The organism is Lentibacillus sp. (assembly GCF_035301675.1).
Taxonomy (GTDB): Bacteria; Bacillota; Bacilli; order Bacillales; family Amphibacillaceae; genus Lentibacillus.
The window spans coordinates 16,167-40,556 of sequence record NZ_DATGTT010000031.1; the positions used below are offsets into that span (position 1 = coordinate 16,167).

33 protein-coding genes and 1 other annotated feature are annotated in these 24,390 nt (G+C 42.9%); of the genes, 20 read left to right on the plus strand and 13 right to left on the minus strand.

Features of this window, described 5'->3' with window-relative positions:
- The first annotated feature begins 73 nt into the window (after positions 1-73).
- Positions 74-769: a respiratory nitrate reductase subunit gamma gene (gene narI, locus VK097_RS04545; protein ID WP_324210618.1), complete on the plus strand. Its 696-nt coding sequence runs from the start codon at positions 74-76 to the stop codon at positions 767-769.
- Between the two features lie 82 nt (positions 770-851).
- On the opposite strand, the gene VK097_RS04550 is transcribed toward narI, so the two are convergent.
- Positions 852-1,712 (minus strand): DegV family protein, encoded by an 861-nt coding sequence (locus VK097_RS04550; RefSeq protein WP_324210619.1) that lies wholly within the window; start codon positions 1,710-1,712, stop codon positions 852-854.
- A gap of 113 nt (positions 1,713-1,825) precedes the next feature.
- Between VK097_RS04550 and VK097_RS04555 the strand changes: the two genes are divergently transcribed.
- Together VK097_RS04555 and VK097_RS04560 are read left to right on the plus strand one after the other, a co-directional pair.
- Positions 1,826-2,668 carry a YitT family protein gene (locus VK097_RS04555; RefSeq protein ID WP_324210620.1) on the plus strand — a complete coding sequence of 281 codons (843 nt, stop codon included), beginning with the start codon at positions 1,826-1,828 and terminating at the stop codon, positions 2,666-2,668.
- A 25-nt stretch (positions 2,669-2,693) separates the two neighbouring features.
- Positions 2,694-3,113 carry a hypothetical protein gene (locus tag VK097_RS04560; RefSeq protein WP_324210621.1) on the plus strand — a complete coding sequence of 140 codons (420 nt, stop codon included), beginning with the start codon at positions 2,694-2,696 and terminating at the stop codon, positions 3,111-3,113.
- A 157-nt stretch (positions 3,114-3,270) separates the two neighbouring features.
- Here VK097_RS04560 and VK097_RS04565 read toward each other — a convergent pair whose 3' ends face one another.
- From VK097_RS04565 to VK097_RS04580, 4 genes are all read right to left on the minus strand, one after another.
- Positions 3,271-3,534 (minus strand): NifU N-terminal domain-containing protein, encoded by a 264-nt coding sequence (locus VK097_RS04565; RefSeq protein WP_324210622.1) that lies wholly within the window; start codon positions 3,532-3,534, stop codon positions 3,271-3,273.
- A 174-nt stretch (positions 3,535-3,708) separates the two neighbouring features.
- Complete coding sequence (locus tag VK097_RS04570; RefSeq protein WP_324210623.1) at positions 3,709-3,915, minus strand: DUF3813 family protein; 207 nt, start codon at positions 3,913-3,915, stop codon at positions 3,709-3,711.
- A gap of 1 nt (position 3,916) precedes the next feature.
- Positions 3,917-4,066: a hypothetical protein gene (locus tag VK097_RS04575; protein WP_324210624.1), complete on the minus strand. Its 150-nt coding sequence runs from the start codon at positions 4,064-4,066 to the stop codon at positions 3,917-3,919.
- Positions 4,067-4,255: 189 nt separating this feature from the next.
- Positions 4,256-5,086: an HAD family hydrolase gene (locus tag VK097_RS04580; RefSeq protein ID WP_324210625.1), complete on the minus strand. Its 831-nt coding sequence runs from the start codon at positions 5,084-5,086 to the stop codon at positions 4,256-4,258.
- Positions 5,087-5,392: 306 nt separating this feature from the next.
- Between VK097_RS04580 and VK097_RS04585 the strand changes: the two genes are divergently transcribed.
- From VK097_RS04585 to moaD, 5 genes are all read left to right on the plus strand, one after another.
- Entirely contained in the window at positions 5,393-6,154 is a 762-nt protein-coding gene (locus VK097_RS04585; protein WP_324210626.1) for an alpha/beta fold hydrolase, read from the plus strand.
- Between the two features lie 138 nt (positions 6,155-6,292).
- The gene (locus tag VK097_RS04590; protein ID WP_324210627.1) at positions 6,293-6,604 is read left to right on the plus strand and encodes a metal-sulfur cluster assembly factor; all 312 of its coding nucleotides are present in this window, start codon (positions 6,293-6,295) and stop codon (positions 6,602-6,604) included.
- Positions 6,605-6,795: 191 nt separating this feature from the next.
- Entirely contained in the window at positions 6,796-7,302 is a 507-nt protein-coding gene (gene mobB, locus VK097_RS04595) for a molybdopterin-guanine dinucleotide biosynthesis protein B (RefSeq protein ID WP_324210628.1), read from the plus strand.
- Complete coding sequence (locus tag VK097_RS04600; protein WP_414672155.1) at positions 7,295-7,768, plus strand: molybdenum cofactor biosynthesis protein MoaE; 474 nt, start codon at positions 7,295-7,297, stop codon at positions 7,766-7,768. Before mobB ends, VK097_RS04600 begins: the two co-directional genes overlap by 8 nt.
- A complete protein-coding gene (moaD, locus tag VK097_RS04605; RefSeq protein ID WP_324210630.1) occupies positions 7,761-7,994 on the plus strand; it encodes a molybdopterin converting factor subunit 1 in 234 nt (77 codons plus the stop codon). Before VK097_RS04600 ends, moaD begins: the two co-directional genes overlap by 8 nt.
- A gap of 107 nt (positions 7,995-8,101) precedes the next feature.
- On the opposite strand, the gene VK097_RS04610 is transcribed toward moaD, so the two are convergent.
- The 5 genes from VK097_RS04610 to VK097_RS04630 form a co-directional block, all read right to left on the minus strand.
- Positions 8,102-8,404 (minus strand): metal-sulfur cluster assembly factor, encoded by a 303-nt coding sequence (locus VK097_RS04610; RefSeq protein WP_324210631.1) that lies wholly within the window; start codon positions 8,402-8,404, stop codon positions 8,102-8,104.
- Positions 8,405-8,425: 21 nt separating this feature from the next.
- The gene (locus tag VK097_RS04615) at positions 8,426-9,655 is read right to left on the minus strand and encodes a hypothetical protein (RefSeq protein WP_324210632.1); all 1,230 of its coding nucleotides are present in this window, start codon (positions 9,653-9,655) and stop codon (positions 8,426-8,428) included.
- A gap of 19 nt (positions 9,656-9,674) precedes the next feature.
- Positions 9,675-9,890, minus strand: a complete 216-nt coding sequence (locus tag VK097_RS04620) for a DUF2249 domain-containing protein (RefSeq protein WP_324210633.1) — start codon at positions 9,888-9,890, stop codon at positions 9,675-9,677.
- Positions 9,887-10,138: a DUF2249 domain-containing protein gene (locus VK097_RS04625; protein ID WP_324210634.1), complete on the minus strand. Its 252-nt coding sequence runs from the start codon at positions 10,136-10,138 to the stop codon at positions 9,887-9,889. Before VK097_RS04625 ends, VK097_RS04620 begins: the two co-directional genes overlap by 4 nt.
- Positions 10,139-10,721: 583 nt before the next feature.
- The gene (locus VK097_RS04630; protein WP_324210635.1) at positions 10,722-11,411 is read right to left on the minus strand and encodes a Crp/Fnr family transcriptional regulator; all 690 of its coding nucleotides are present in this window, start codon (positions 11,409-11,411) and stop codon (positions 10,722-10,724) included.
- 226 nt (positions 11,412-11,637) lie between these two features.
- Here VK097_RS04630 and VK097_RS04635 point away from each other — a divergent pair, with 226 nt between their 5' ends.
- Both VK097_RS04635 and VK097_RS04640 read left to right on the plus strand, forming a co-directional pair.
- Entirely contained in the window at positions 11,638-11,868 is a 231-nt protein-coding gene (locus VK097_RS04635) for a DUF2249 domain-containing protein (RefSeq protein ID WP_414672156.1), read from the plus strand.
- Positions 11,869-12,012: 144 nt separating this feature from the next.
- A complete protein-coding gene (locus VK097_RS04640; protein ID WP_324210637.1) occupies positions 12,013-13,155 on the plus strand; it encodes a TIGR04053 family radical SAM/SPASM domain-containing protein in 1,143 nt (380 codons plus the stop codon).
- Positions 13,156-13,306: 151 nt separating this feature from the next.
- Here the strand turns inward: VK097_RS04640 and VK097_RS04645 are convergent, their stop codons facing one another.
- Positions 13,307-14,122 (minus strand): undecaprenyl-diphosphate phosphatase, encoded by an 816-nt coding sequence (locus tag VK097_RS04645; RefSeq protein ID WP_324210687.1) that lies wholly within the window; start codon positions 14,120-14,122, stop codon positions 13,307-13,309.
- 102 nt (positions 14,123-14,224) lie between these two features.
- Here VK097_RS04645 and VK097_RS04650 point away from each other — a divergent pair, with 102 nt between their 5' ends.
- On the plus strand, positions 14,225-14,596 hold the full coding sequence (locus VK097_RS04650; RefSeq protein WP_324210638.1) for a hypothetical protein: 372 nt from the start codon (positions 14,225-14,227) through the stop codon (positions 14,594-14,596).
- Between the two features lie 147 nt (positions 14,597-14,743).
- On the opposite strand, the gene VK097_RS04655 is transcribed toward VK097_RS04650, so the two are convergent.
- Positions 14,744-14,923, minus strand: a complete 180-nt coding sequence (locus tag VK097_RS04655) for a DUF2929 family protein (RefSeq protein WP_324210639.1) — start codon at positions 14,921-14,923, stop codon at positions 14,744-14,746.
- Positions 14,924-15,024: 101 nt separating this feature from the next.
- Between VK097_RS04655 and VK097_RS04660 the strand changes: the two genes are divergently transcribed.
- From VK097_RS04660 to VK097_RS04685, 6 genes are all read left to right on the plus strand, one after another.
- Entirely contained in the window at positions 15,025-15,606 is a 582-nt protein-coding gene (locus VK097_RS04660) for a protein kinase family protein (RefSeq protein WP_324210640.1), read from the plus strand.
- A 257-nt stretch (positions 15,607-15,863) separates the two neighbouring features.
- Positions 15,864-16,829 (plus strand): BMP family ABC transporter substrate-binding protein, encoded by a 966-nt coding sequence (locus VK097_RS04665; RefSeq protein ID WP_324210641.1) that lies wholly within the window; start codon positions 15,864-15,866, stop codon positions 16,827-16,829.
- A gap of 322 nt (positions 16,830-17,151) precedes the next feature.
- Complete coding sequence (locus VK097_RS04670; protein WP_324210642.1) at positions 17,152-18,096, plus strand: beta-ketoacyl-ACP synthase III; 945 nt, start codon at positions 17,152-17,154, stop codon at positions 18,094-18,096.
- Positions 18,097-18,127: 31 nt separating this feature from the next.
- Entirely contained in the window at positions 18,128-19,366 is a 1,239-nt protein-coding gene (gene fabF, locus VK097_RS04675; protein WP_324210643.1) for a beta-ketoacyl-ACP synthase II, read from the plus strand.
- Positions 19,367-19,471: 105 nt separating this feature from the next.
- On the plus strand, positions 19,472-19,678 hold the full coding sequence (locus tag VK097_RS04680) for a YuzI family membrane protein (RefSeq protein WP_324210644.1): 207 nt from the start codon (positions 19,472-19,474) through the stop codon (positions 19,676-19,678).
- Positions 19,679-20,015: 337 nt separating this feature from the next.
- Positions 20,016-20,777, plus strand: a complete 762-nt coding sequence (locus VK097_RS04685) for a YjbA family protein (protein ID WP_324210645.1) — start codon at positions 20,016-20,018, stop codon at positions 20,775-20,777.
- A gap of 112 nt (positions 20,778-20,889) precedes the next feature.
- Here the strand turns inward: VK097_RS04685 and trpS are convergent, their stop codons facing one another.
- On the minus strand, positions 20,890-21,888 hold the full coding sequence (gene trpS, locus VK097_RS04690) for a tryptophan--tRNA ligase (RefSeq protein ID WP_324210646.1): 999 nt from the start codon (positions 21,886-21,888) through the stop codon (positions 20,890-20,892).
- 54 nt (positions 21,889-21,942) lie between these two features.
- Positions 21,943-22,120: a binding site (T-box leader), on the minus strand.
- A gap of 206 nt (positions 22,121-22,326) precedes the next feature.
- Between trpS and VK097_RS04695 the strand changes: the two genes are divergently transcribed.
- The 3 genes from VK097_RS04695 to VK097_RS04705 all read left to right on the plus strand — a co-directional run bounded on the left by VK097_RS04695 (position 22,327) and on the right by VK097_RS04705 (position 24,318).
- Positions 22,327-22,497, plus strand: a complete 171-nt coding sequence (locus VK097_RS04695; protein WP_324210647.1) for a hypothetical protein — start codon at positions 22,327-22,329, stop codon at positions 22,495-22,497.
- Positions 22,469-22,831: a Uma2 family endonuclease gene (locus VK097_RS04700; protein ID WP_324210648.1), complete on the plus strand. Its 363-nt coding sequence runs from the start codon at positions 22,469-22,471 to the stop codon at positions 22,829-22,831. Before VK097_RS04695 ends, VK097_RS04700 begins: the two co-directional genes overlap by 29 nt.
- A gap of 266 nt (positions 22,832-23,097) precedes the next feature.
- Positions 23,098-24,318, plus strand: coding sequence for a putative glycoside hydrolase (locus VK097_RS04705; protein WP_324210649.1), 1,221 nt, complete (start codon positions 23,098-23,100; stop codon positions 24,316-24,318).
- Positions 24,319-24,390: the final 72 nt, after the last annotated feature.

Below are 24,390 nucleotides of genomic sequence, written 5' to 3' on the forward strand. Positions count from 1 at the left end.
TGGTAGAAATCGACGAATTAGCCGATTTCGTTTAGACTTAATTGACCTTAAGAAGCAACAAGGAGTTGAACAGATGGGAGCCATATTTTGGTGGGTTATTTTTCCGTATATTACTTTGGCTATCATGATTTTTGGAAGTATTTACCGCTTTGCATACCGTCAGATGACCTGGGTCGCGCCGTCAACTGAGTTTTTTGAGAAAAAGAAATGGCTGCGGATCGGGTCGCCATTGTTCCATTACGGGCTTTTGTTTGCATTTTTTGGTCATCTGATGATGCTGATCCCAATTGAATTTTATCGTGCGATTGGCGTGACAGACCATCTGTATCATCAGTTTGCAATTTACGCGGGGGGCCTTGCCGGATTGATGGTTGTAGCTGGAGCGGTGGTGTTGCTGATCCGTAAAATGGTGATTGATCGTGTGCGGGTGCATGCGACGTTTGCAGATTTTTTCAGCGTCATCAGTTTGATCATCGTTGCCGGGCTTGGGGTTTATATGACACTGATCTACAATACAACGGTTGTTGCCTATGAGTACCGTGAAACGATTGGGCCCTGGATAAGGAGTTTATTTGTTTTCCGGCCGCAATATGAGCTGATGGGCGGTGTGCCGTTTGTGTTCCAGCTGCATGTGATTACGGCGTTTGCACTATTCGCGTCCATTCCGTTCACACGGCTTGTTCATCTTTATAGTGCACCGGTTCATTACTTAAATCGGCCGTACCAGCAGTACCGGTCACGATCAGCATACAAACGAAAAGGGATTTAATGTTTACAGAAAAGGGTATCCGAATGGGAGAGGATACCCTTTTCATATGTTCACTGTTACCTTTATACTGGCTGCCCTGTGGTTACTTATATGCTTGGTTCAAAAAGAAAATCGCAAGTGTGCCCGGGCCTGCATGTGCCCCGATTGTGGCGCCGATCATGTCAATCAGTATGTCATTCGGGTTAAATTTTTCTTTAATCAGGTCGGCTGCTTTTTGTGCTGCGTCCAGATTATCTCCATGGCTGATGCCGATCGTTTGGTTGGTAAAGTTGGTTCCGCGCTCTTCCATAATGGCAAGCATACGATTGAGCAGTTTTTTGGAGCCGCGGATTTTTTCAAGCGGGACCAGTTTGCCATCGTCTACATGCAGAAGCGGCTTGATTTTAAGAAATGATCCGACAAATGCAGCTGTTTTGCTGACGCGTCCGCCGCGGTATAAGTATTCCAAGTCGTCAACCGTAAAAATATGCTCCATATGCCTGGCATGGTATGCAGCTGTTTCAATAATTTCTTCACTGCTTGCGCCGTCTTTGGCAAGTTGGGCGGCACGAAGAATGACAAGGCCGTACCCGATCGATGCGCATTTTGTATCAACCACATGGAGTTCAGCTTCCGGATAGGTTTCCTTGACTTCCTGTTCCATCATTTTAGCGGTTTGGTATGTACCTGATAGCTCTGATGAGAAGGCAAGATATACTAATGGTTGATTTGCTTCGGCATACGATGTAAAAATCGTTTTAAAGGTTTGTGGTGATATTTGGGATGTCTTTGGACTTTTTCCCTCCCGCATGGCATCATAGACAGCTTTTGGTGTAATATCAATCCCATCTTTATATTCCTGATCATCAAGATGGACGGTTAATGGTACCATTTCAATGTCGTATGATTTATAATGAGTTTCGGACAAATCACATGCAGAATCGGCCAGAATTTTAATCGTCATCATTTCACCTTCATTCACTTGAATCTTATTTACTTAAGTTTAAAACGATATGGAAGAATAGTCAAAACGTAATGATAAAAAATAACCGTGAGTGCCGGAAATGGAGGGGTCTTGTGTTTTTAGTCGAAGCAAAAAGAATTGTTATTGTCATCTTTGGTGCTGTATTGAATGCTTTGTCGCTTAACTTTTTCCTGATTTCAGCAAATGTCTATGCGAGCGGATTTACGGGCGCGGCACAGCTCATTTCCAGTATTTTTAAAGACTTTCTGGGAATTGGTCTGACAACCGGTATTATTTTATTTGTACTGAATATTCCGGTCATCATATTAGGTTGGTATAAGGTTGGCAAAGGATTTACCATTTACAGCGTTGTTTCAGTCATATTCACGACATTTTTTCTTGAAGTTATCCCGATTGTAGAGCTTTCTGAAGATATTATTTTAAATGCGGTATTCGGGGGCGTACTGGGTGGTGCAGGTGTCGGACTCACATTGCGTCATGGTGCATCCACCGGTGGGATGGATATTGTGGCAATGGTATTATCCCGCATGAAAGACAGGCCGATTGGTGTCTATTTTTTGACGTTGAATGCAATCATTATTGCTATGGCCGGTCTTCTATATGAACCGGAAAACGCATTATATACGTTATTGACATTGTATGTCACGACCCGTGTGATTGACACCCTTCATACACGTCATGCAAAAGTGACGGCCATGATCATTACTCATAAGCCGGAAGAACTGCAAAAGGCAATTCATGATACAATGGTTCGCGGAATCACCATTCTTCCTGCTAAAGGGGCGTATACACGGGATGATAAAAGTATGATGTATCTTGTGGTTACCCGCTATGAGCTTTATGATCTTGAGCGAATCATTGCTGAAGTGGATCCGAATGCATTCACCAATATTGTACAGACAACAGGTGTGTTCGGTTCGTTCAGACGAGATTAAACTTAGACGGATAGGGGTCATTCAGATGAAGAAAATAATAGTTCTGCTGGCTGCCGCGGCAATATTGGCCGCGTGCGGCGATAACGAAAATCAGACTGCTGAGCAAAGTGAGGAAACAGCCGACAGTCCCGCTATATCATTTCAGCAGCTGGATGTGACGGGTGAGGGCAGTACGATACACATAACAGGCCAGGCCAAAACCGAAGCTGACCGGGTGTATTACAGGTTTGAACAAGGGGATGATACCCTGGTTGAAGAAACCCCCATTGAGCTGGGAAAAAATGCACAGGAATGGTCGGATTTTGAATTGGACGTGCAGATTACTGAAGCGATAAAAGAATCTGAAGAAGTACCGCTTGTGATTTTATATGGAAAAAATGAAAATGGCGAAAACGTCAATGAAAATCATGTTCCAATTGATTTAGGGATGCTTGACAATAAATGACACTTCATTTTCAGTGGCGATGAATCTTCTCCTTACAAATAAAAATGGCTAAGCGTGCTGCTGCAATACCATTACCTGCATCGTGCAGGCCCAACAGAATGGGGCAATAAAAAAGACAGCAACCAGAGAATTGCTGTCTTTTCAGCTATGTATGGCATCAGTACCCGTATTTTTCCATGACATCAATGACTTTGGGCTGCAACTCATCCCATTCAACGTCAAAGGCTTTATTGACGGTAATGAAATTTTGATAACCGAACACGTTATCAACGCCGTTCACTTCCATCAGGTCATTTAAAATGTCATATTCGCTTGTGTCGCCGGGCATGACGGATATACTGCTGTCACCTTCAAAAATCAGTTTATCGGTGGTGAATTTCAATGCATTTGGATTCGGTGTCGTCTCAGCTCTTACTCCCATTATGTTTCCCTCCATCATTATCCATACTTGTCCCTATTCTACCAAAAAATGAACAAAAGGGAAACACCCTTATCCGGCCTTCCGGATAAGGGTGATCATGCATGTTAGAATCCACATTTCATCATTTGTTAATGAATGGTGGATCGTTAACATACGATGATTTTTGCATGGAGGTTATTGCAATTGATTTTGTTGTCTTAACTGCTGCTCAAGCTGCTGAAGTTGCTGCTGTTCTTCAGCAGATGCCTGGTTTTTGGCAGCTTGAATCGCATTCTGAGCAGCCTGCTGTTCCTGCTGGTTGGCATTACCTTGAGCATTCGTTAATTGGTTGACGGCATTTCTGGCGCGTTGCATCAAGTTATTGTTCTGTTGCTGTGCCATGTTAAACCCCTCCTAATGTGTGGCTGTCAGTGTCGTCTTGATTGCGCTTCACTTCTGAGAAACGCGATCTGTACGGAAACACCTCGTCATGTTTTTTGACGGCATCAGCACTATGCTGGCTGAATCGTCTTGACTTGCTTTGTTTTCCCATCGGCAATTCCTCCCTCGGAATACCTTGTTCAAACGGCAAGCGTCCCGTATGCTGGCAGTCATCGAAACAAACTAAGAAGTGAACGCTATTTGCGTTCACTCCTAGTTTGGCCCGCGATGTGCCGAATATGAAAGGAAATTTTTGCAGGCTGCCATGTTGCCATCCATACAATCGTTTTAAACACTTACTTTAAATGATTTCGGACTGAAGTTTTAAATAATTATCAAGGAATATGCTAATCCCGTCTTTTTCGTTTGTTTCTGTTACATGTTTAGCCACTGATTTGAGCTCATCGATTGCATTGCCCATCGCAACACCGACACCAGCATAATCAATCATTTCCAGGTCGTTGTCCTCATCTCCAAATGCAATAATTCGCTCATCCGGGATATGATAATAATGTGCAATTTTTTTCAGGCCAACAGCTTTGTTCAGCCCTTTTTTGACAATCTCAATCATATTCCACGGTGCACCCCATTTACGATGCTCAATCAGCTCAGCATGGTAATCGTCCAAGTGTCGTCTTAACGTGTCAATGTTGTCTTCTTTCGGGTGGATCAGCAGTGAGGTTGGGTCTGTCTGCAGCTTGTTTTTAAGACTTCCGATTGTAAAAGGTGAATCCTGCCGTGTTGCCTGAAAAATGTCCATGATCTGTTCATCGTATTGATCCAAGTAAACACTGTCCATCACTTCGGCCAGAATGTTATGAACGTCCAGGTCATAACATGCATCCACAATCCGGTGCGCAGTTCTGACCGGCATTGGGTTATGCAGCACATCCCATTTATCATCTGTCGGATGATGAATTAAGGCGCCATTGAAATTAACCATCGGTGTATCGAGTCCAAGTGCTTGGTAATAATCGATACTGGCACGGTGCGGTCTGCCGGTTGCAATGACCACAATATGGCCCTCACCGATCGCCTTCTTTAGTGTCTGTTTGTTGCGCATGCTGATCTGTTTGTCATCGGTCAATAATGTTCCATCCAGGTCCACTGCGATTAGATGTTTTTCGTTCATATCTTTTCACCTCGTATTCTCTATAGTTTATAAGTGATGGTACAATATGTAAAGCGAAACTTCATTCTGCGGGCGCTTTTCCCCGCAATTAAGGAACAAAGGCTAAAAGCGCCACTTCCTGTGGCAACGCCTTTGTGACCTGCATCGTGCAGGCCCGAGCAGAATCGGGCATTTACGGACACTAATCTCCGTACTTTGGGTGATGAGTGTCCGTTGCATTTGGAGTAAAGGATTCATTTGCAATTTACAAAAACACCATATTATGATAATGATTAGAAACTAATTGACAAGAAGGGAAACTCGTCTATGATAAAAGTATCGCACCATACGCTTGCATCCATACCATGTCTTGTTGTTACCGACCATCAAAAAGAAAATGATGCATTGCCAACACTTACTTATTTCCATGGCTTTACGAGTGCCAAAGAACATAATTTGCCGCTCGCTTATTTAATGGCTGAGGAAGGTTTTCGGGTCATTCTTCCGGACAGCATGTATCACGGTGAGCGCGAAAAAGAAATATCCAGTCTCAAAAGGCAAATATCATTTTGGGATATCGTCATGCAAAATGTGAAGGAATTAAAGGATATCAGGAACGAATTGAACGCAAAAAGGCTTATAGCGGACGGCCGCTTTGGCATCGCCGGTACAAGTATGGGCGGCATTACAACCGCTGCAGCATTGACACAATATCCATGGATCAGAACGGCAGGTGTCTTAATGGGGTCACCTAAAATTACGACATATGCCAAAACATTGGTGGACAGTTTCAGGAAAATGGGTGATCTGCCTGTAACCGATGAAACAATTGAGCACCTGTACGTTCAGCTTGAACATTATGATTTATCCAAACAAATCAACAAGCTTAATGATCGTCCGGTTTTGTTCTGGCATGGTGAAGATGATGCCGTGGTACCGTTTGATCATTCATATACATTTTATGATGAAGCCAAAAAGTATTACACTGACCAGGGACGGATCCGGTTTATCAAAGAGGCAAATCGGGCTCATAAAGTGAGTAGATTTGCTATATTGGAAACAGTGAAATGGTTTAAAACTTTTTTATAAAGGTCAAAAACAAAAAGGCCTTTCTGAAAACAGGCCTATCGTTTGTTTGTACAATCATTAAATGTGTGATGTAAATCATTTAAAAAAATGGTTTGAATATGTTTAAATAAGACTATGAGTATTGAAGGAGGGATGGTCATGGAAGCAGCTCTCGAAGAAAACATTATGGGGGCACTTGAAAATGTCATCGACCCTGAGCTGGGTATTGACATTGTCAACCTTGGGCTGGTATATGGCGCTGACCTGAATGATGAAGGTGTCTGTACCGTTACCATGACGCTGACAGCAATGGGGTGCCCGCTGGCAGGCCATATTGAACAAGATGTCAAGCGTGCTCTTTCAGATATTCCTGAAGTCGAAGAAGCAGAAGTGAATATCGTCTGGGACCCGCCATGGGGTAAAGATAAAATGTCGCGCTATGCTAAAATCGCACTTGGTATTCCGGATTAAGTTATAAGATAAAGGTTGATTCATCTCATTGAATCGGCCTTTTTTTGTAAGTTCAGAAAGTAAAAAGTTAGTTCAGGATGCATTTCAATATTGAAATCGGCTGATGATGTCTTTCGAGGAACTTCGAAAAGCTGGGGCGGACGCCATTTTTTATCATAATGTCAGGAAAGTCGTGATTGATGAGGTGTTTCATGGAAATTTATCAAATTGCGGGTTATAAAAATTCAGGGAAAACGGCTGTCACGAATCAACTGATCCGGTATTTTTCCGCAGAAGGATTTAAAGTTGGCTCGCTGAAACATCATGGTCACGGTGGGGAACCGGATATGGCAGAAAGGACTGACAGTTATCAGCACTTTGAGTCCGGTTCGGTCGTCAGCGGTGTTCAGGGTGAGAAACTGACACAATTAACATTGCGGATGCCTTTTGGATTGGAAGCATTAATTCAATTGTACGGCAAGTTTTCGCTTGATCTGCTGCTGATTGAAGGTTATAAACAAGCCGATTACCGTAAAATTGTCCTGATTAAAAATGAGGCAGACCTATCGCTATTACAGGAACTTTCGAATATAATAGCAGTAGGAACATGGGATGTGAAGCTAGTGGAAAATCGGAATTATCCGATATTCGATATGAATCATCTGCAGGATAACATATCAGCACTTGCTGATCATATAAGAAGGGATTTTGATGGATAAAAAATTTTGGATAACACAGGAGCCGATTAATCCAAATGACTGTATTGAAAAAGTGGTCCGCAATGAAGCAGGTGCGGTCAATACGTTTATCGGTATTGTAAGAGAATTTACAAAAGGAAAGCGGACACTTTTTCTCGAATATCAGGCATATGTACCAATGGCGGAAAAACAACTGGCCCAAATTGGTGAGGAAATAGAGGAGAAATGGGAAAATGCCGAGACTGCCATCGTACACCGGATTGGCCGACTGGAAATTACCGATATAGCCGTTGTCATTGCTGTGTCGACCCCGCACCGTGCCGACGCGTTTGAAGCAAGCCGCTATGCCATTGAGCGAATTAAAGAAATTGTCCCGATTTGGAAAAAAGAGCATTGGGAAGACGGAACAAAATGGATTGGGGATCAGAAAGAGCAAGTAGCCTATGACAAAAAAATTCCTTCAGAGGAGGAGATGCGTGATGATTGATATTTTATTTTTTGCCGAACTGCAGGAAGCCACCGGCAGTGAGCAGGTCAGTGTTGAGGCAGACGGTTTATCGGTCAATGAACTGAAAACAAAACTGTTGTCATCATACAAGCTGGACAACTTGGATCACGCCATGATCGCAGTCAACGAAGAATATTCCCGTGAAGACACAGTCTTGAAAAGCGGAGACGTCGTTGCGTTTATCCCGCCAGTAAGCGGCGGATGAAAGCCAGCGTAACATGATATCGATTTATTACCGTTAACAGAAACGATATCAGGTTTAACCAACAGGGGAAGAGGACAGGGTATTCCTGTTCTCTTACTGCTGTATGCTTAAGCAAAACCGAGCCTCTCTTTGGCGCGGTCACTCATTTTAGCCGGTGACCATGCCGGTTCCCATACGAGATCGATATCAATATCGCCGACACCTTCAATTTGACTGATACGGCGTTTTACTCCGATTTTAATGCTATCGTGCATTGGACACCCTGGTGTGGTAAGTGTCATGACAATTTTAACGTTATCTTCTGTATCAACGCCTATACCGTAAACAAGACCCAGATCCATGATATTGATACCAAGCTCCGGGTCAATGACCTCAAATAAAGCAGCGCCGACTTTTTTTTCAAGTGACATAAGAACCGCTCCTTTTGAATGTTATTTCGTCAGAACACGAATAATGGATAATGCGTATAATAGCGATGTTACAGCAAGCAGCCCCTGAAAAATGAACACCAGTATATTGATGTAAAGCAGTCCGCTTACGGTCAGTCCGGCTGTACTGATAATAAACAGCGTAAACAGGATCACACTATTTTTTTCATCGATCATTTCTTTTAATGTCGGGACTTTTTCATTGCCGATTTTGTTGGAATATTTATGGGTCCACCATAAAAACGGAACAATTTTATACAAATAGCCGAGAATGCTGAAAATAATCCAGGCCATCACGTATAAAAAGATGAGCCAGCCCCAGACAGACGTTGTCTGAATACCGGATATGCTGAATATAAAGGCAAGTATATGAACACCAAGCCCGTTAAAAATGGCAATAAGTGAGAATGAAAAAGGTTTGTCAAGTTTTTTCTTGATACGTTTATTGAGAATCTCCCTGATATCCAAAACAAAGAAAAAGAATCCTGTCATCAACACAAACCAGCCGATTGTTGCGATCAGTGCAGCATCCAGCCAAAATGAACTGATCAGAATGGCCAGTCCCACTATATAGGTCATAAATGCCGGCTTTGCCCATTTCATGGAATATCCATGGGACAGGCTGAACATTGGTACAAGTTTATAGGAAAAACCGAAGATTAAGAGAGTGAACCACCCGGCTACACCGAGTGTGATATGGGTTGAAAGAATCGTCCCATGACTGCTGATACCCCCGTTTGAAAGATTCCATGCCAGCATAAACCCGGCAGCGATTGTCAGGAAGAAACATGAAATAGCACCGAGGACAAAGCCGGTCATCATGTTCTTTTTTTCCTGTCTGGAAATGGTGATAATCATTTGAACAATGAACATTATAATCCCAATAATGGCTATGATCCCGCCATATAGAGCCTTGTCAGGCGCTACGCCCAGCATGATGGAAAAAGCTGTGACGCCAATCGCGGTTATGATATATTGGATAAAGCCGAATGTCTGATTCCAGATCGGCGCCAGCAAGGCAACCGGTACAAGCTGGTACATGGCACCCATGGCAATCATGATGGCATACCCCAAAAGCAGGAAGTGTGCGCCCATCCAGATATCGGGGATCCGGAACTGTCCCATTGCCAGCACATCGTTATTGGCAAACAGAACAAATTGCGAAATGACAAGTGCTGCCAGGGCGTACAGAATAAACGCCAGTGGCAGCTTGATGTTTGTATTTGATTGCATGTTTCCGCCGGGCAACATATTAATCACCAGATTTCGTTATTGTAATTTTGAAGCTGCCATCTTCCTGTGCTTCTGTTTCATGTGCATACCCACGATCATCCAGTTCTTCATATAAAAACAGCGGACGGCGGTCATTAATGATGGATAAGGATTCACCGCTTTTCAGTTTATCCAGTGCTTTTAATGTGCGCATCATTGGCTGCGGTGGTTCCAGACCGCGATTATCAATCGTCATTCGTCAGCACCTGCTTTCTTGGTATATGTGACTTTCCAATGCTTTTTTTCAATTTTTTCGGTTTCATATGAAAAACCGCGCCGTTTCAATATTTTATGCAATGGGAGGGGGTTGAACGGTGCATGCAGGATAAAAGCTTCACCATCTTTTAAGCTCTTAACCGTCCCCATGATTTTATCGAACGGCTCTTTTTTCATGGCCAGATCTTCGCGTACATCCAGTTCCACAATGTTTTCCTGTCCACTCATAACATCACCTCATCTGTTTGCTTGAATCTACTCTTATGATAATGATTTTCAATTAAAAAAGTAGTGATGTGTATCACATTTTGAATGGCGTAACAATTTTGTCATGGGAGGGAGGTGAAATCTGTGCGTGAATGGCACCGTCTGCAGAACAGCGCTGAAATCAACAGAACGGGAAAAATATGTTCAGAAGAATAAAAGCAACATCCCGGGAACGTGAAAAAATCCCACTAAAAAAGTAACGGGTTCCGTTGCCTATCGCAAAACTCTAATTTACATACTAAATTGGAGGTGAAAATATATATTAAAATGCACCGCAAAATTCGGTGCTTTTTGTTGATAACATAAATAAATTTTCTCACTGATCAGGAATTAGAAGAATTTGAAAAGGAATTAGAAAAACTGGAGAGCTATCAAAAATTGTTGGAAGATAAACCGGATGAACAATCAGAATCTACTATAAGCAACAAAAGGCAGCAAAAAATTGTTAGAAAAGGAAAATGGAAGGCACGACTGCAAACAGCATTTACCGCCTTGGGAATAGGGGTCTGTCCCTCAACACACTGAGGGACAGACCCCTATAAGGTCAAAACAATTCGTTTTCCAATGCGTCGGTATCCAAAACAATTGAACCGGATTTGTCGGCAACCAGATTTTGCTTCTTCAGCTGGGTAAGTGTGCGGCTGACGGTTTCACGGCTTGATCCGATCATATTGGCCAGTTCCCGGTTAGTGAACTGGGTTGTCAGTTTGACCATGCCGTTAGTTGTTTCCTTTCCATACCCTCTCGAAAGGCGCAATAACAGCATAATAATTTGTTCGTACGTATTGTGGAGGATTTTTTCTTCCAGGCGTGCCTGCAGGTCGACAATGATGTCTCCAAGTACACGAAACAGCTTTACACAGATTTCAGGATGGTTAATCAGGAAGTTTTCAAATGATTCAATTGGAATATATATTAAAATCGCGTCATCCAGGACTTCGGCATGTGCCGGATAATTGTCCTGCCTGAAAAAGCCCTGGTGCGGGAACATATCACCCGGCTGCAGCACATTGATAATCTGTTCTTTGCCATGAAAGTCGGTTTTATAGATCTTTATTTTCCCCTGGTGAATAAAATAAACGTTCGTCAATGGATCTCCTTGCATGAAAATGTGTGTGCCGTGGCGATACAAACGGTGCTTTGCCAGATCAACAATCGGATCCATTTCATAGTCAGTCAGGTCTTTGAATAGTGGAACATTTTGGAGCAGCTGTTGGATGGTAGATGTTTTCATTGATGATTTCCCTCCTTTTATTCAAGGGTGGTAACCAAAGAATTATAATGATAATTTCATCCTATCATATTATCCACATATCTTCTTCTTTTTAAATATGAACGTTTTGTGATTAAGTGATAAATATCATACGTGAGCCATGCCCTTGCTCACATCGTTTTGATCTGCCGGGTTATATGATGTGTTCAGAAAGGAAAAATATTTGGAGGGATCAATCATGAGTGATATGCAATTCACTGCTAAAATACATGCACCGGACATCGACCCGAGGCATAGACATCCGAAAATTTTTGAAGTTTTCGATGGCCTGGAGTCGGGAGAATTCATGGAACTATCCAATGATCATGATCCAAGACCGCTTCATTATCAGTTAATGATCGAACGTGAAGGAATGTTTACGTGGGAATACCTGGAACAAGGGCCATCAATGTATCGTGTAGCAATTGGCAAAAAGTAAACGGCTGCTGCCTCTGGACAGGTACCGTCCAGGGGCGTTTTGTATGTCAATTTTAAAACATAGACGATACAAGTGAACTTTGTCACAACACTTCATGCGCTAACAAATTATACTGGGTCTACTACTATGTGAGGAGGAGTCATCGTGTTTTCAAGAGACTATAATGAAAATCCATTTATCGTTATCTGGGAGCTGACACGTGCCTGTGAACTGAAATGCCTTCACTGCCGAGCAGAAGCTCAATACCACCGGCACCCATTGGAATTGACATATGAAGAAGGAAAGAAATTGGTTGATGACATCTATGATATGGATAACCCGATGCTCGTATTTACCGGCGGAGATCCACTGATGCGTCCGGATGTGTTTGATATTGCAGATTATGCCGTGAAAAAAGGTGTACGGGTATCCATAACGCCGTCCGCAACACCTAATGTGACGAAACAAGCGATGCGGAAGGCAAAAAATGTCGGGCTGTCACGGTGGGCATTTTCAATTGACGGGCATTGTGCAGAGGTGCATGACCATTTTCGCGGTACATCAGGTTCATTTGATTTAACGATGAATGCGATTAAGTATTTGCATGAATTGGAAATGCCGCTTCAGATTAATACAGTTATTTCAAGATACAATGTGGACTATCTGGAAGAAATGGCTCAGATGGTTGAAGATCTGGATTGTGTGCTTTGGAGTGTCTTTTTCCTTGTACCGACCGGACGCGGCAAAGAAAGCGACATGATTTCACCGGCTGAACATGAAAAAGTGCTGCGCTGGCTGTATAAGCTTTCCAAACGTGTGCCATTCGACATTAAAACAACAGCAGCACAGCATTATCGCCGAGTCGTTATTCAGGGTAAAATACGTGAAAACGAGAATACCGATGACAAAATTCGGTATGAAGATGCGCTTATGAAGGGTAAAACCGGACAGATTGACGGGCTGGGACGTGCACCTAAAGGGGTCAATGACGGAAATGGCTTTGTATTTATCTCCCACACTGGTGACGTTTATCCGAGCGGTTTGTTGCCGATTAAAGCGGGCAACGTACGTCAGACACCACTTGCAACGATTTACCGCGAATCTGAGGTGTTCAAAAATCTCCGCAATCCGGACAAATATAAAGGTAAATGCGGCGTGTGTGAATTCCGGCATGTGTGCGGCGGCTCAAGATCCCGTGCATACAATGTGACAGGAGATTACATGGAGAGCGAGCCATATTGTGTCTACATTCCGAAAGCCTGGCGGGCGCAGCATAGGCGGGAACAGAGACAAAAAACTTCCAGCTGATTAAGTTGGAAGTTTTTTGCTGTTCTGGAAACTATTAGACCGGCCATCCCGGTAACGGATGTTTCTACTTTATGATTTCGTTATTCTGCCCATGTGGAGGGATTTGTACAACGACTGAGACTGATCCTCCATGACGTGTTCCTGTTGAATTCTACAAGAACAGGATAACGAGAATTCCGACAGCGAAACAATAGTACGCAAAATATTTCAGGTTGCCCCGCGCCATTACATTCATAAACCACCGCAATGAATAATAAGTCGCGGTGATGGACGCTGCGAACGCCAATACAGCCGGGATGGCAACAGCGCTTATATCACTGTCACCGCCAATCAGGTCACCAGCAGATAACATCGTAACGCCCAAGCTTACCGGGATATATAAGAGAAATGAGAAACGCAGTGCTGTTTCGGTTTTCATACCGACAAGCATCGCTGCAACAATGGTAGCACCTGAGCGGCTGATGCCGGGGACAAGTGCAACCGATTGGGCCAGTCCAACGATAATAGCATCGCGGACCGTAATCCCACCATCGTTTTTGCGCCCCCGCAAATTACGGATGATCCATAAAGCCGCACCCGTGATCAGAAGGGTCACACCAACAACAGCAACTCCGCTCAGCTGACTTTCAATGTAATCTTCAAACAGCAGGCCGATGATCCCTGTTGGAATCGTTGCGATAACGAGGAAAACAATAAATTGAAAATCACTTTTTGCATCATCCGCTCGTGTAGTTATGTAGCGTATCCCATTTTCCACCAGGCGGTATATATCCTTTCGATAAATGACGAGAACAGCAATCAATGACCCGAAATTAACCATGATTTCAAACGAAAGCCCATCAATTCCAACATCAAAAAGTTCTCTTACGATGACCAGATGTCCACTGGATGAGATCGGGATCGGTTCTGTGAATCCCTGCAGCAGTCCGAGAACAATATATTTTACGAGTATCCAAAATGCTTCAATTGTTTCCATTAAATGCTCACCTCAATTGGCTGAATTCCAACTCAAGACATGTCACCAACCCATAAGTATTTGAATAGGCTGATTGGTGAGGAGGTTGAAAAAATGAATTATAACCATCAACATATGTATGAATTGTGCAAACAGCATATGCATTCGTATGTACTTGCTGAAATGACTGATGGTACACAAGTTGACGGTATCATCACCGGCCTTGATGATGAATATGTCTACATGGCTGTACCGTTGGGCAGCGATAACCATGATAGTCATATGCCGGCGCATTATGAGTCCCCTGACTGGTCCAGGGGCCCATTCGGATTTGGCGGGTTCGGCTACGGCTATCCCGGCTACGGTTATCCGGGTTACGGCTATGGAGTTGGAGGCTATCCGGGCTATGGCCGTCCCAGAAGATTCAGACGTCTGATACTTCCATTAGCCGCACTGACCGCATTAAGTGTTCTGCCTTGGTACTAACCTGACAATAATAGAACGCGGCCTTGAAATATTAACCGCCACCAGAATACCTGTAAACACAAAACCCTTGCCATCGTTACCTTGAAGGCAAGGGTTGACTCATAAACAATTATGATAAAGCTAAGGCGGTTATGTCACCAAATCGAATTAATAATCGTTTTCTTCTTTCAATACACCTTCACCCAGTACATATACTGCAAGTGTAATTATGATGGCTGCAGCCAATGTACTTCCAATTTCAAAATCATTACCTGCCATACTGACTAATACATATGAAATAACACTACTAATTAAAATTGCCCAAAAAAGTGGCCAAAAGAACCGCATGATATTCTACACCTCATTCTTTTAAAAACTCCATTCACTTTTATAGTGTAGCAAAACAGTTCAAAAAATAAAAGGATTTGTTTTAGAGGGAGATATTCAATATGATCTTTCTTGTCGAAAATTGTTTTCATTGGCTGGGATTTCACATCATCAATCGGTTGCTGGATAACGGCTATCAGGTGGATGGTATGGACGATCTTGACACGGACAAAAAGGAGCATCTGTCCATGTTTGTCGGCCGTAATGAGTTATTCCGGCATATAACGAGCCGGGAGCGGAACACAGATTACGACATATCAATTCAGGTTGACGAGTGTAAATTAGTATTGGAGAAAGAACATCCGATTACGATTAAATTACCTCTTATTTTTGGAGAATGGATGCCGATGAATCAAAAGGGTTTATACGTTCAAAACGAGTTTATGCGATTTGATTCAAAGCAATTTTTAACAAATGCTGTCTATGTGAAAGATGTGTTGGAAAGTCTGCAGCAGTTGATTGATTCATCTGATCTTCCCCGGGTTTTGGAAGTCAGGTCGTGTTATAGTCGGCCAATGAATCATAAAAAACTTGAAAATTCCATTTATATACGAAACAATAGACCTATACAAGAAAGGATCAGTATCGTAAAAAAACACTATGAAAAGTATGAAAATTTTTACACGCGCTTTAATAGACAGTAATCCTCAAAAACAGAAGGGACAGCCCATAAAAGCCCGATTCCATTTGGGCCTGCAATTCGCGGGTTACAAACTGTTCAATAAGATGCCCGCGTTTTTAGCCTTTGTTTTTCTTCAGTGAAGAAAAGGCGCTCTCCTCTGAATGACGTTTAACTTCTATTGTCATGGAAATGTAATGGCCGTGTTCATTTACGGCTTTTCATTTATTTCGTTACAATATTTTGTAAAAGCCAATTAATTTCCAGGAATGGAGTGGAAATGTGAAGAAGTTATCGATCACCGTCATAACAGCTTTCATTCTTGTGTTATCCGGATGCAGCAATTATTTTGATTCAGGAAACTTGCAAAATGCCGGGATGCTGGTAGAGACATCCATCCATGACCAGCCATGGGATAAAAAGGGATATGAAGGGCTGCTTGCCATCGAGGAACAATTTGATATTGACGTTTATTATAAAGAAGGTGTTGAAACACAACAGGACGTGAGAGAAGCTGTTGATGAATTAGTGAATAATGGTGTGAATCTGATATTTGGGAACAGCACAACATATGGTCAATTTTTTGAGAAGATTTCATCAGTTTATCCTGAAGTTCATTTTGTTTATTTTAATGGCGGGCAATTCAGCGAAAATGTGACGAGCTTAAATTTCAACTCACATGCTATGGGTTTTTTTGCTGGAATGCTGGCGGGCGAAATGACAGAAACAAATCATGCAGGTATCATTGGTGCGTTTGAATGGCAGCCGGAGATAGAAGGCTTTTTTGAGGGTGTCACGTATCAAAATCCGGATGCAGAAGTGAATTTCAAATACGTAAATGATTGGAATGGTCAGGAAAAAGCTATAGAGATGTACGAGACAATGCGGGATGAGGATGTAGATGTCGTGTACCCGGCCGGCAACGCATACAGTGCATCGGTCATTAAAGAAGCAAATGAGGACGGCATCTATGCGATCGGTTTTATATCCGATCAATCGGAAATAGCTAGTGAAACCGTTTTGACAAGTACGGTACAGCACGTTGATGAACTTTATAAACTGGCAGCCGAAAAATTTCATGAAGGTGACCTGCGCGGTGGTGTTTTAACATTCGATTTTCAGGATGATGTGATTTCGTTGGGTGAGTTTAGTCCGGAAGTACCAAAGGATGTTCGTAAAATGATCCAGGAGGAAGTAGAGGCGTATAAAGACACTGGGTTGCTGCCAAATGAACGCGTGACAGAGTAAATCATCCTTGCAGATTTGCCAAGGATGCATTAAAATTAGGACCAAGTCATAATAATTGCTATTAATGTGAGTTCAAAAAGAAGGAGAAAAAGACCGGCAGGCTAAGTTCTCAGGCGTCCTGTGCGGGCGTCTGTACTAGCACGTCATGAGCGTCGAAAGTTTCGAGGCGGCGCAACTTTTGGCGGGCGCTTCCACAGGATGTGGTGAGTTCTGCTTTGGCGATTGTCGTGGACGGTTTTAGCAGAAGGTCCTCTATTCGATCTGTCATTTTTACCGGACTTTTTGAACAACATTTATAATAATTTTTTAAGGAGATGGAAATATGGGCGTCGGACTATTAGGAACCGGGCATTATGTTCCGAATAACGTTGTGACAAATAAAGATCTTGAAAAAATTGTGGATACAAGTGATGAATGGATCAGAACACGAACCGGGATTGAAGAGAGACGTATCGCCGATAAAGAGATGGATACGTCGGACATGGCCTTTTATGCGGCACAAAATGCCATGGAAGAGGCAAACATCAGTGCTGAGGATCTTGATATGATACTAGTGGCCACGGTTACACCTGATACACCTTTTCCATCGATTGCGTGTATGCTGCAGGAACGCCTTGGTGCACCGGCGGGGATCGCTGCCATGGATGTCAGTGCTGCGTGTGCCGGGTTTATGTATGGCGTCATTACTGCTAAACAATTTGTCGAAACAAACGCCTATCAAAATATTTTGGTCGTTGGTGTCGAAAAACTGTCTAAAATTACCGACTGGACCGATCGGAATACGTGTGTTCTGTTCGGTGATGGTGCTGGGGCGGCTGTCGTCGGTCCGGTTTCAGAAGGGAAAGGGATTTTGTCGTTTGAACTCGGTGCCGATGGCTCGGGTGGAAAAGAGCTCTATCAAAATAAGGAAACGGATTATATTTTTATGAATGGCAGGGAAGTATTTAAATTTGCGGTCAGACAAATGCCGGAATCATCGGTCAATGTCGTGGAAAAGGCTGGATATCGAAAAGAAGATGTGGATTATCTCGTTCCTCATCAAGCGAATATCCGTATTATGGAAGCTGCCCGTGAACGCCTGGGAATTCCACAGGATAAAATGGCGATTGCTGTGAACAAGTATGGCAATACATCCTCGGCTTCTATTCCGATTGCTTTATCAGAGGGGGTTAAAGATGGTAAAATAAACGATAATGATTTACTTGTTCTTGTAGGTTTTGGCGGAGGTTTAACCTGGGGTGCTGTTGCCTTGCGCTGGGGCCTTTAATGATTTCAAAAATCTTTAGGAGGAGCAACGTATGGAAAGAAGAAGAGTAGTCGTTACCGGTCTCGGAACCGTGTCCCCCACCGGCAATGATGTTGGAACAATGTGGGATAATATTATCTCAGGCAATAGCGGGATCGACTTTATAAGCCGGGTCGATCACAGTGAACTGGCGGCATCTGCTGCTGCTGAAGTAAAAGATTTTGATCCGACAAATTTTATGGAAAAAAAAGACGCTAGAAAGATGGATCTTTTTACACAATACGCTGTGGCTGCCGCACGTATGGCGGTTGATGATGCCAGTCTGACGATTGATGAGAACAATGCTGACCGTGTCGGTGTCTGGGTTGGTTCCGGCATTGGCGGTATGGCGACGTTGGAAAATCAGCATACAAAACTGCTTGAAAAAGGTGCACGCCGGATCAGCCCGTTTTTTGTACCGATGATGATTCCGGATATGGCAGCAGGACAAGTTTCCATCCACCTTGGTGCCAAAGGGATAAACTCGTGTACAACGACCGCTTGTGCTTCCGGTGCCAACTCAATTGGTGATGCATTTAAAGCAATTGAACGCGGTGATGCCGATTATATGATTGCCGGTGGAACCGAAGCACCGATTACGATGTTGGCATTTGCCGGATTCTCCAGCATGAAGGCATTATCGACGAATGAAGACCCGAAAAAAGCAAGCCGCCCATTTGATAAAGGTCGCGATGGCTTTGTCATGGGCGAAGGTGCAGGTATTTTAGTCCTGGAGACACTGGAATCCGCTCTTGAACGTGGTGCACATATTTATGGCGAAATCATCGGTTATGCTGCAACTGGTGATGCCTACCATATCACAGCGCCGGCGGAAAACGGGGAAGGTGCTGCTCGTGCTATGCAGCAAGCGGTCAAGGATGCCGGTATTTCACCTGAAGAGGTGGATTATATCAATGCGCACGGCACAAGTACAGAACTGAATGATAAATATGAAACCCAAGCCATTAAAGATGTTTTTGGTGATCACGCCAGTAAATTAGCTGTATCTTCAACGAAAGGCTTGACGGGTCATTTGCTTGGTGCTGCCGGCGGACTTGAATCCGTCATTTCGGTCAAAGCAATTGATGATGGTGTTATTCCGGCAACCGCGAATTATGATACGCCGGACCCGGATTGCGATCTTGATTATGTACCGAATGAGCCAAGAAAACAGGACGTCAACGTTGTCATGAGCAACTCACTTGGCTTTGGTGGCCACAACGCCACACTGGTTTTCAAGAAATATCAATGAACTGACTGCTCCGGCGGTCAGTTTTTTTGTATGCTTATTCATGAAAGATTTTCTCACGCATAAAATGAAATAAATGAACTGGACAAGCATGGGCGGGTGTGAGAAATGATCATATTAATTCTTTTTCTGATCGGGTTTGGACTGGCTGTTTCCGGCGGGGTCACGATCATCGCTTATATGAACTTTTTGCCTGTCGGGATTTCCTGGACGGATTACTTTATTTTTATTGCAGGCCGGCCTGAATGCTATTTTCTCCCGATTGGTATTCTTCTGATGTCGCTGGCATTATTCCGTTACCCAAACAACCTTTAATTTTTGGTGAATCGAATAATTTTTTCCATGATGGTCATAATGTATTTTAAGAGCTTGTTCAAAAAGTCCGGTAAAAATGACACATCGAACAAGGGAGCTTCTGTTAAAGGCGCCCACGTCCTGTGGCGGGCGCAAAAGTCACTACAAACAAGAGAACCCCTTGACGCGAAACTTCGATGCACAGGACGTTGCGAACTTAGCCGGCCGGTCCTTTTTTCTTTTTGAACACGCACTTTAAGCACGGATTCAAAAGCCGGCAAATTATTTGTTAGCGCTGTTGGTAATTTGGTGGCTTTTGAATACTTTTTAAATGATTCATTCAAAGTGAGGGTTGATTATGCTGTATTTACATGATGTCTGGGTGAATTGGTTTGAAGGTGAGGAAAATGGCTACAGTGTTTGCTATTTTCATGAATGGCGGAAGAATGATGGAATAGAACTGCTTGATCAGGTGCCATTATTATACATAACTGAAGATCTTTTCGACTATATAGAAAATGACATGCACGATTTGCCTGAAGACATGATGGATAAAATTTATAAACGTGCCTATATGCGTAAAGGCCAGGAGCGTCACTGCCTCGATTTCGCAGCCGTTGTAACTGACGGGAACGACATTATAGCATTTGACACAATCGGTTATCAGATACCGGTGCGGAAAAGCCGGCTGATTCCGAGGCAGGAGCAGCTTGTATTTGATATGATTAAAACAACCAAGCCAGAGTCGTTTGATTTTGATGGAAGAAAAGTGAAAAAAGAGTACCATATGCTGTCAATGGAACCGCGATTTGTCCATGGGTTGACAAGGCGGGAGCGTCAATTGAAACAGCTATTGATGATCGCACTGGATCAGTTGCGGACAGTTAATAATCCCGAGGAACTGCGCTATTGGCTGACTGAGTGGGATCCGAAACAGTATCCATATATACGCTACATGGATAAGGATACTGTCTGGAATGCGTTATATGACGGTGTTAAATATGGGTGGACCCAGTTACATGAGGATCTGTGCGCTAAGCTGATTAAGGGTCAGCCATTTCTCGAAAAAATGTGGGAAGCAGAACAGGCACCTAAGCAGAATACATCGAAGCAGCAGTGAATAGGAAAAACGCTATATGAAACCGGGCATTCGCTTATAAAAAATGAATGCCGGGTAATCATGAAGTATCAAAAAGTGGCTCGTTTCTTTCATACGGGCCACTTTTTTGGTATTACCGTTGTTTCTTCACTCGTCCGAGTCCCATTGCTTTTTTGGCTTTTCGCAGCATTTTATTGGCTTCAAAATCGGCTTTATCTGCACCCCGGTCTAATATGTTGTCGAGTGCTTCGGAGTCAATCAGTTCATGATAACGATCCTGGATTGGTTTCAGGACATCGATAACCGCATTGGCAACGTCCTGTTTGAACTCGCCATATCCTTTTCCTTTATATGTTGTTTCCAAGTCCTCAATCGACTTGCCTGAACAGCTGGAATAAATCGTCAACAAGTTAGATACGCCTGGCTTATTCTCTTTATCATATTTTACAATGCCGTCAGAGTCAGTCACGGCACTTTTAATTTTCTTTTCGATTTTTTTCGGTTCATCAAGCATGGAAATAAACGCTTTTTCATGTTCATCTGATTTACTCATTTTTTTCGTTGGATCCTGCAGTGACATGATCCGCGCACCGACTTTCGGGATGCTGACCTCCGGAATGGTAAAAATATCGTTGAATCGGTTATTGAACCGCTCCGCCAGATTGCGCGTCAGTTCCAGGTGCTGTTTCTGATCCTCACCGACAGGGACGATATCTGTCTTGTACAGCAGGATATCGGAAGCCATTAATGGCGGATAGGTTAATAATGCGGATGACACACCTTCTTTTCCTCCGGCAGACTTATCCTTGAACTGGGTCATCCGTTCCAGCTCACCGATATAGCTGATCGACTGCAGCATCCAGCCCAGTTGTGTATGTGCCGGGACTTCCGATTGAATGAACAATGTCGATTTCTCCGGATCTATACCAGAAGCGAGATACAAAGCTGCCAGCGAGCGGATATTGTTCCGCAAATTCAGCCGGTCCTGGGGTACGGTGATCGCATGTTCGTCAACAATGCAGAAATAGCAGTTATTTTCCTCCTGAAGTTCAACGAAATGCTGAATCGCTCCTAAATAATTCCCAATTGTCAATGTGCCGCTTGGTTGTATACCTGAAAATATGGTTTGCATTCATTTCACTCCGATCTAATTCCGTCCATAAAAAAAGCTCATTTATCCCACTTAAAAAGGGACGAATGAACCGCGGTGCCACCCTTATTATCCTGCGTTTGCAAGGATCACTTTATCCTGACTATATAGCTCCAGAGCCCAATTCCTACTGACCTTGGTACTTGTTTTCACCAGCCACAAGCTCTCTGAGATCCAGAGGGTCATTGTACTACACCTTTTTCATTGCTATGATATTGTTTTTTTATAATTATATAAAGATTTATCATGAAATGCAAGTGAAAAGTGTGAAATGTTTGTGTCAAAGGATGATAGAAAAACTTTCTATTTGGGAAAATACGCCGGGATAAATTCTGACATGAAAACAAGCTGGTTCATATCTCCCTTTCGTGTACAAAATACGGTAAAATATAGCTAATAAATTCGGGTGGAGGTAATAAAATGTATCAATACCGTAGTGAGTCGATATCAGTAGACGAGTACTTTCAAATTCGCGAAAACTCAGCTGCATTACTGAATATATCGACGGAATCGTTTGCATGTTGCCGTCACATCGACGAAGCATCAACGAATATCAAGCAAGTTGCAAATAAAATTTGGAAATTTACTTGAAGGAAAGCCATGTGAGGTATTCCCTGCACCCACCCTAGATATTAAATTAAAAAACAAAAATATGGAAGGAACAAAAATTGTTATTCCTGATATCGATATTATCTGTGATAAGAGCGGATTTACAGATGCCAGATTTGTTGGCGTTCCAGATCTGCTTGTTGAAATCTTAAGCCCTTCCAACAAGTCGCATGATTTAGTTACGAATCTGAATCTTTATATGAATTACGGTGTCAAGGAGTACTGGGTTGTCAATCCGATGCTGAACGCGATCACGGTATATGCCCTGAATGATGAAAACATGAACGAACTTCTAAATAGACGAGATAAGGTCTAACCTCTCCAAGTGAAGTAAAATAATTTATTTGTCCATTACAGTTGATGAAAATTTCCAGTAAACACAAGCACTCAGCGTATCACTACTGACTTTTTTATCTTTGCAATGATGATCACCATCTTTCTGAATGTAGGTAATCGTAAGGGAATCTGACTGACAAAAGGTGTGTATTTCAGACGCTTTCTGTCAAATCTTGAAATTTATTGTTCTCTTATTTGTCGATTTCCCTTATAATAGATTTAAAAGAAATGGGAGACTGATAGATAATGAAGGGAAAACATCTCAAGATTTCAGCTTTTGTCATGATTCTCCTTGTTATCGTGATCATAATACCGATTACTTCACAGCAAACGAGTGGTGAGGAGACGTTAAAAGCAAGTCCGCATATAGAAAGGCAGACAACCCTGTCCACCATTAATGATGAACAAAAAATGCAGCGATTCACATATGATTCCGGTTTGGATTTTGAATATCCGGACGCCGTCAGAGGGGTTTATGTGACTGGTCCGTCAGCCGGGGGAGAGAAATTCAATAACCTTGTCAATCTGATTGATTCATCTGATTTGAATGCCATGGTCATTGATATTAAGGAAGACCACGGTAACCTGACAATCAATGTACCGGAAGACTCACCATATGCTGATGCAGCCGTTAATTATATCGATGAACCTCGGAAAATGTTGGAATACTTAGAAGAAAAAGGAATTTATCCGATTGCCAGGATTGTTGTTTTTAAAGATTCAGTACTGGCTGAAAAGCGGCCTGATTTGTCGTTTACCAAAAATGGAAAGGTCTGGACGAATAATAAAGGTGAAGCGTTTGTCAACCCATTTCAGAAAGAAGTATGGGAATACAACCTGGAGATAGCCAAGAAAGCAGCCGAGCTTGGTTTTCAGGAAATCCAGTTTGATTATGTCCGGTTCCCGGAAGGATTTGAAAATAAGGATGATGAGCTGAGCTATAGTCAGGGTGATTACAAAAATGAGGATATGAAGAATGTGAAGCGGCGAGTCAAGGCTGTAACCGAATTTGTTGAATATGCTCGCGAAGAACTGGATTATTATGATGTGGACGTAGCTGTTGATATCTTCGGCTATACAGCAACAATTGAAGAGGCTCCTGGGATTGGGCAGAATTTCCCTGAAATCGCGAGCCATGTGGATGTTATTTCTTCGATGATTTATCCGAGCCATTGGACATCCTACTTTAATATTGATTTTCCGGACAAAGAACCATACAAAACGGTGAGCGAATATTCGAAAGTTGAAAATGAAATCCTTGGCCGGCTGGACAATCAGCCCGTATCACGTCCGTGGATCCAGGATTTTGAAGCACCATGGCTCTATAGTGGAGTACCAACCGAGTATGGCAAAGCGGAAGTCGAAGCACAAATTAAGGCATTGAATGAAAACGGAATAAACGAATTCCTGATCTGGAATGCCGGTAATATGTATACGGAAAATGTTGATTATACGCCAATGGACTGATTCGTTTGCGTCATCATGATTTCTTTCTTAGGAAAACCGGGTTTTTACGAATAAAACCCGGTTTTTCTCATT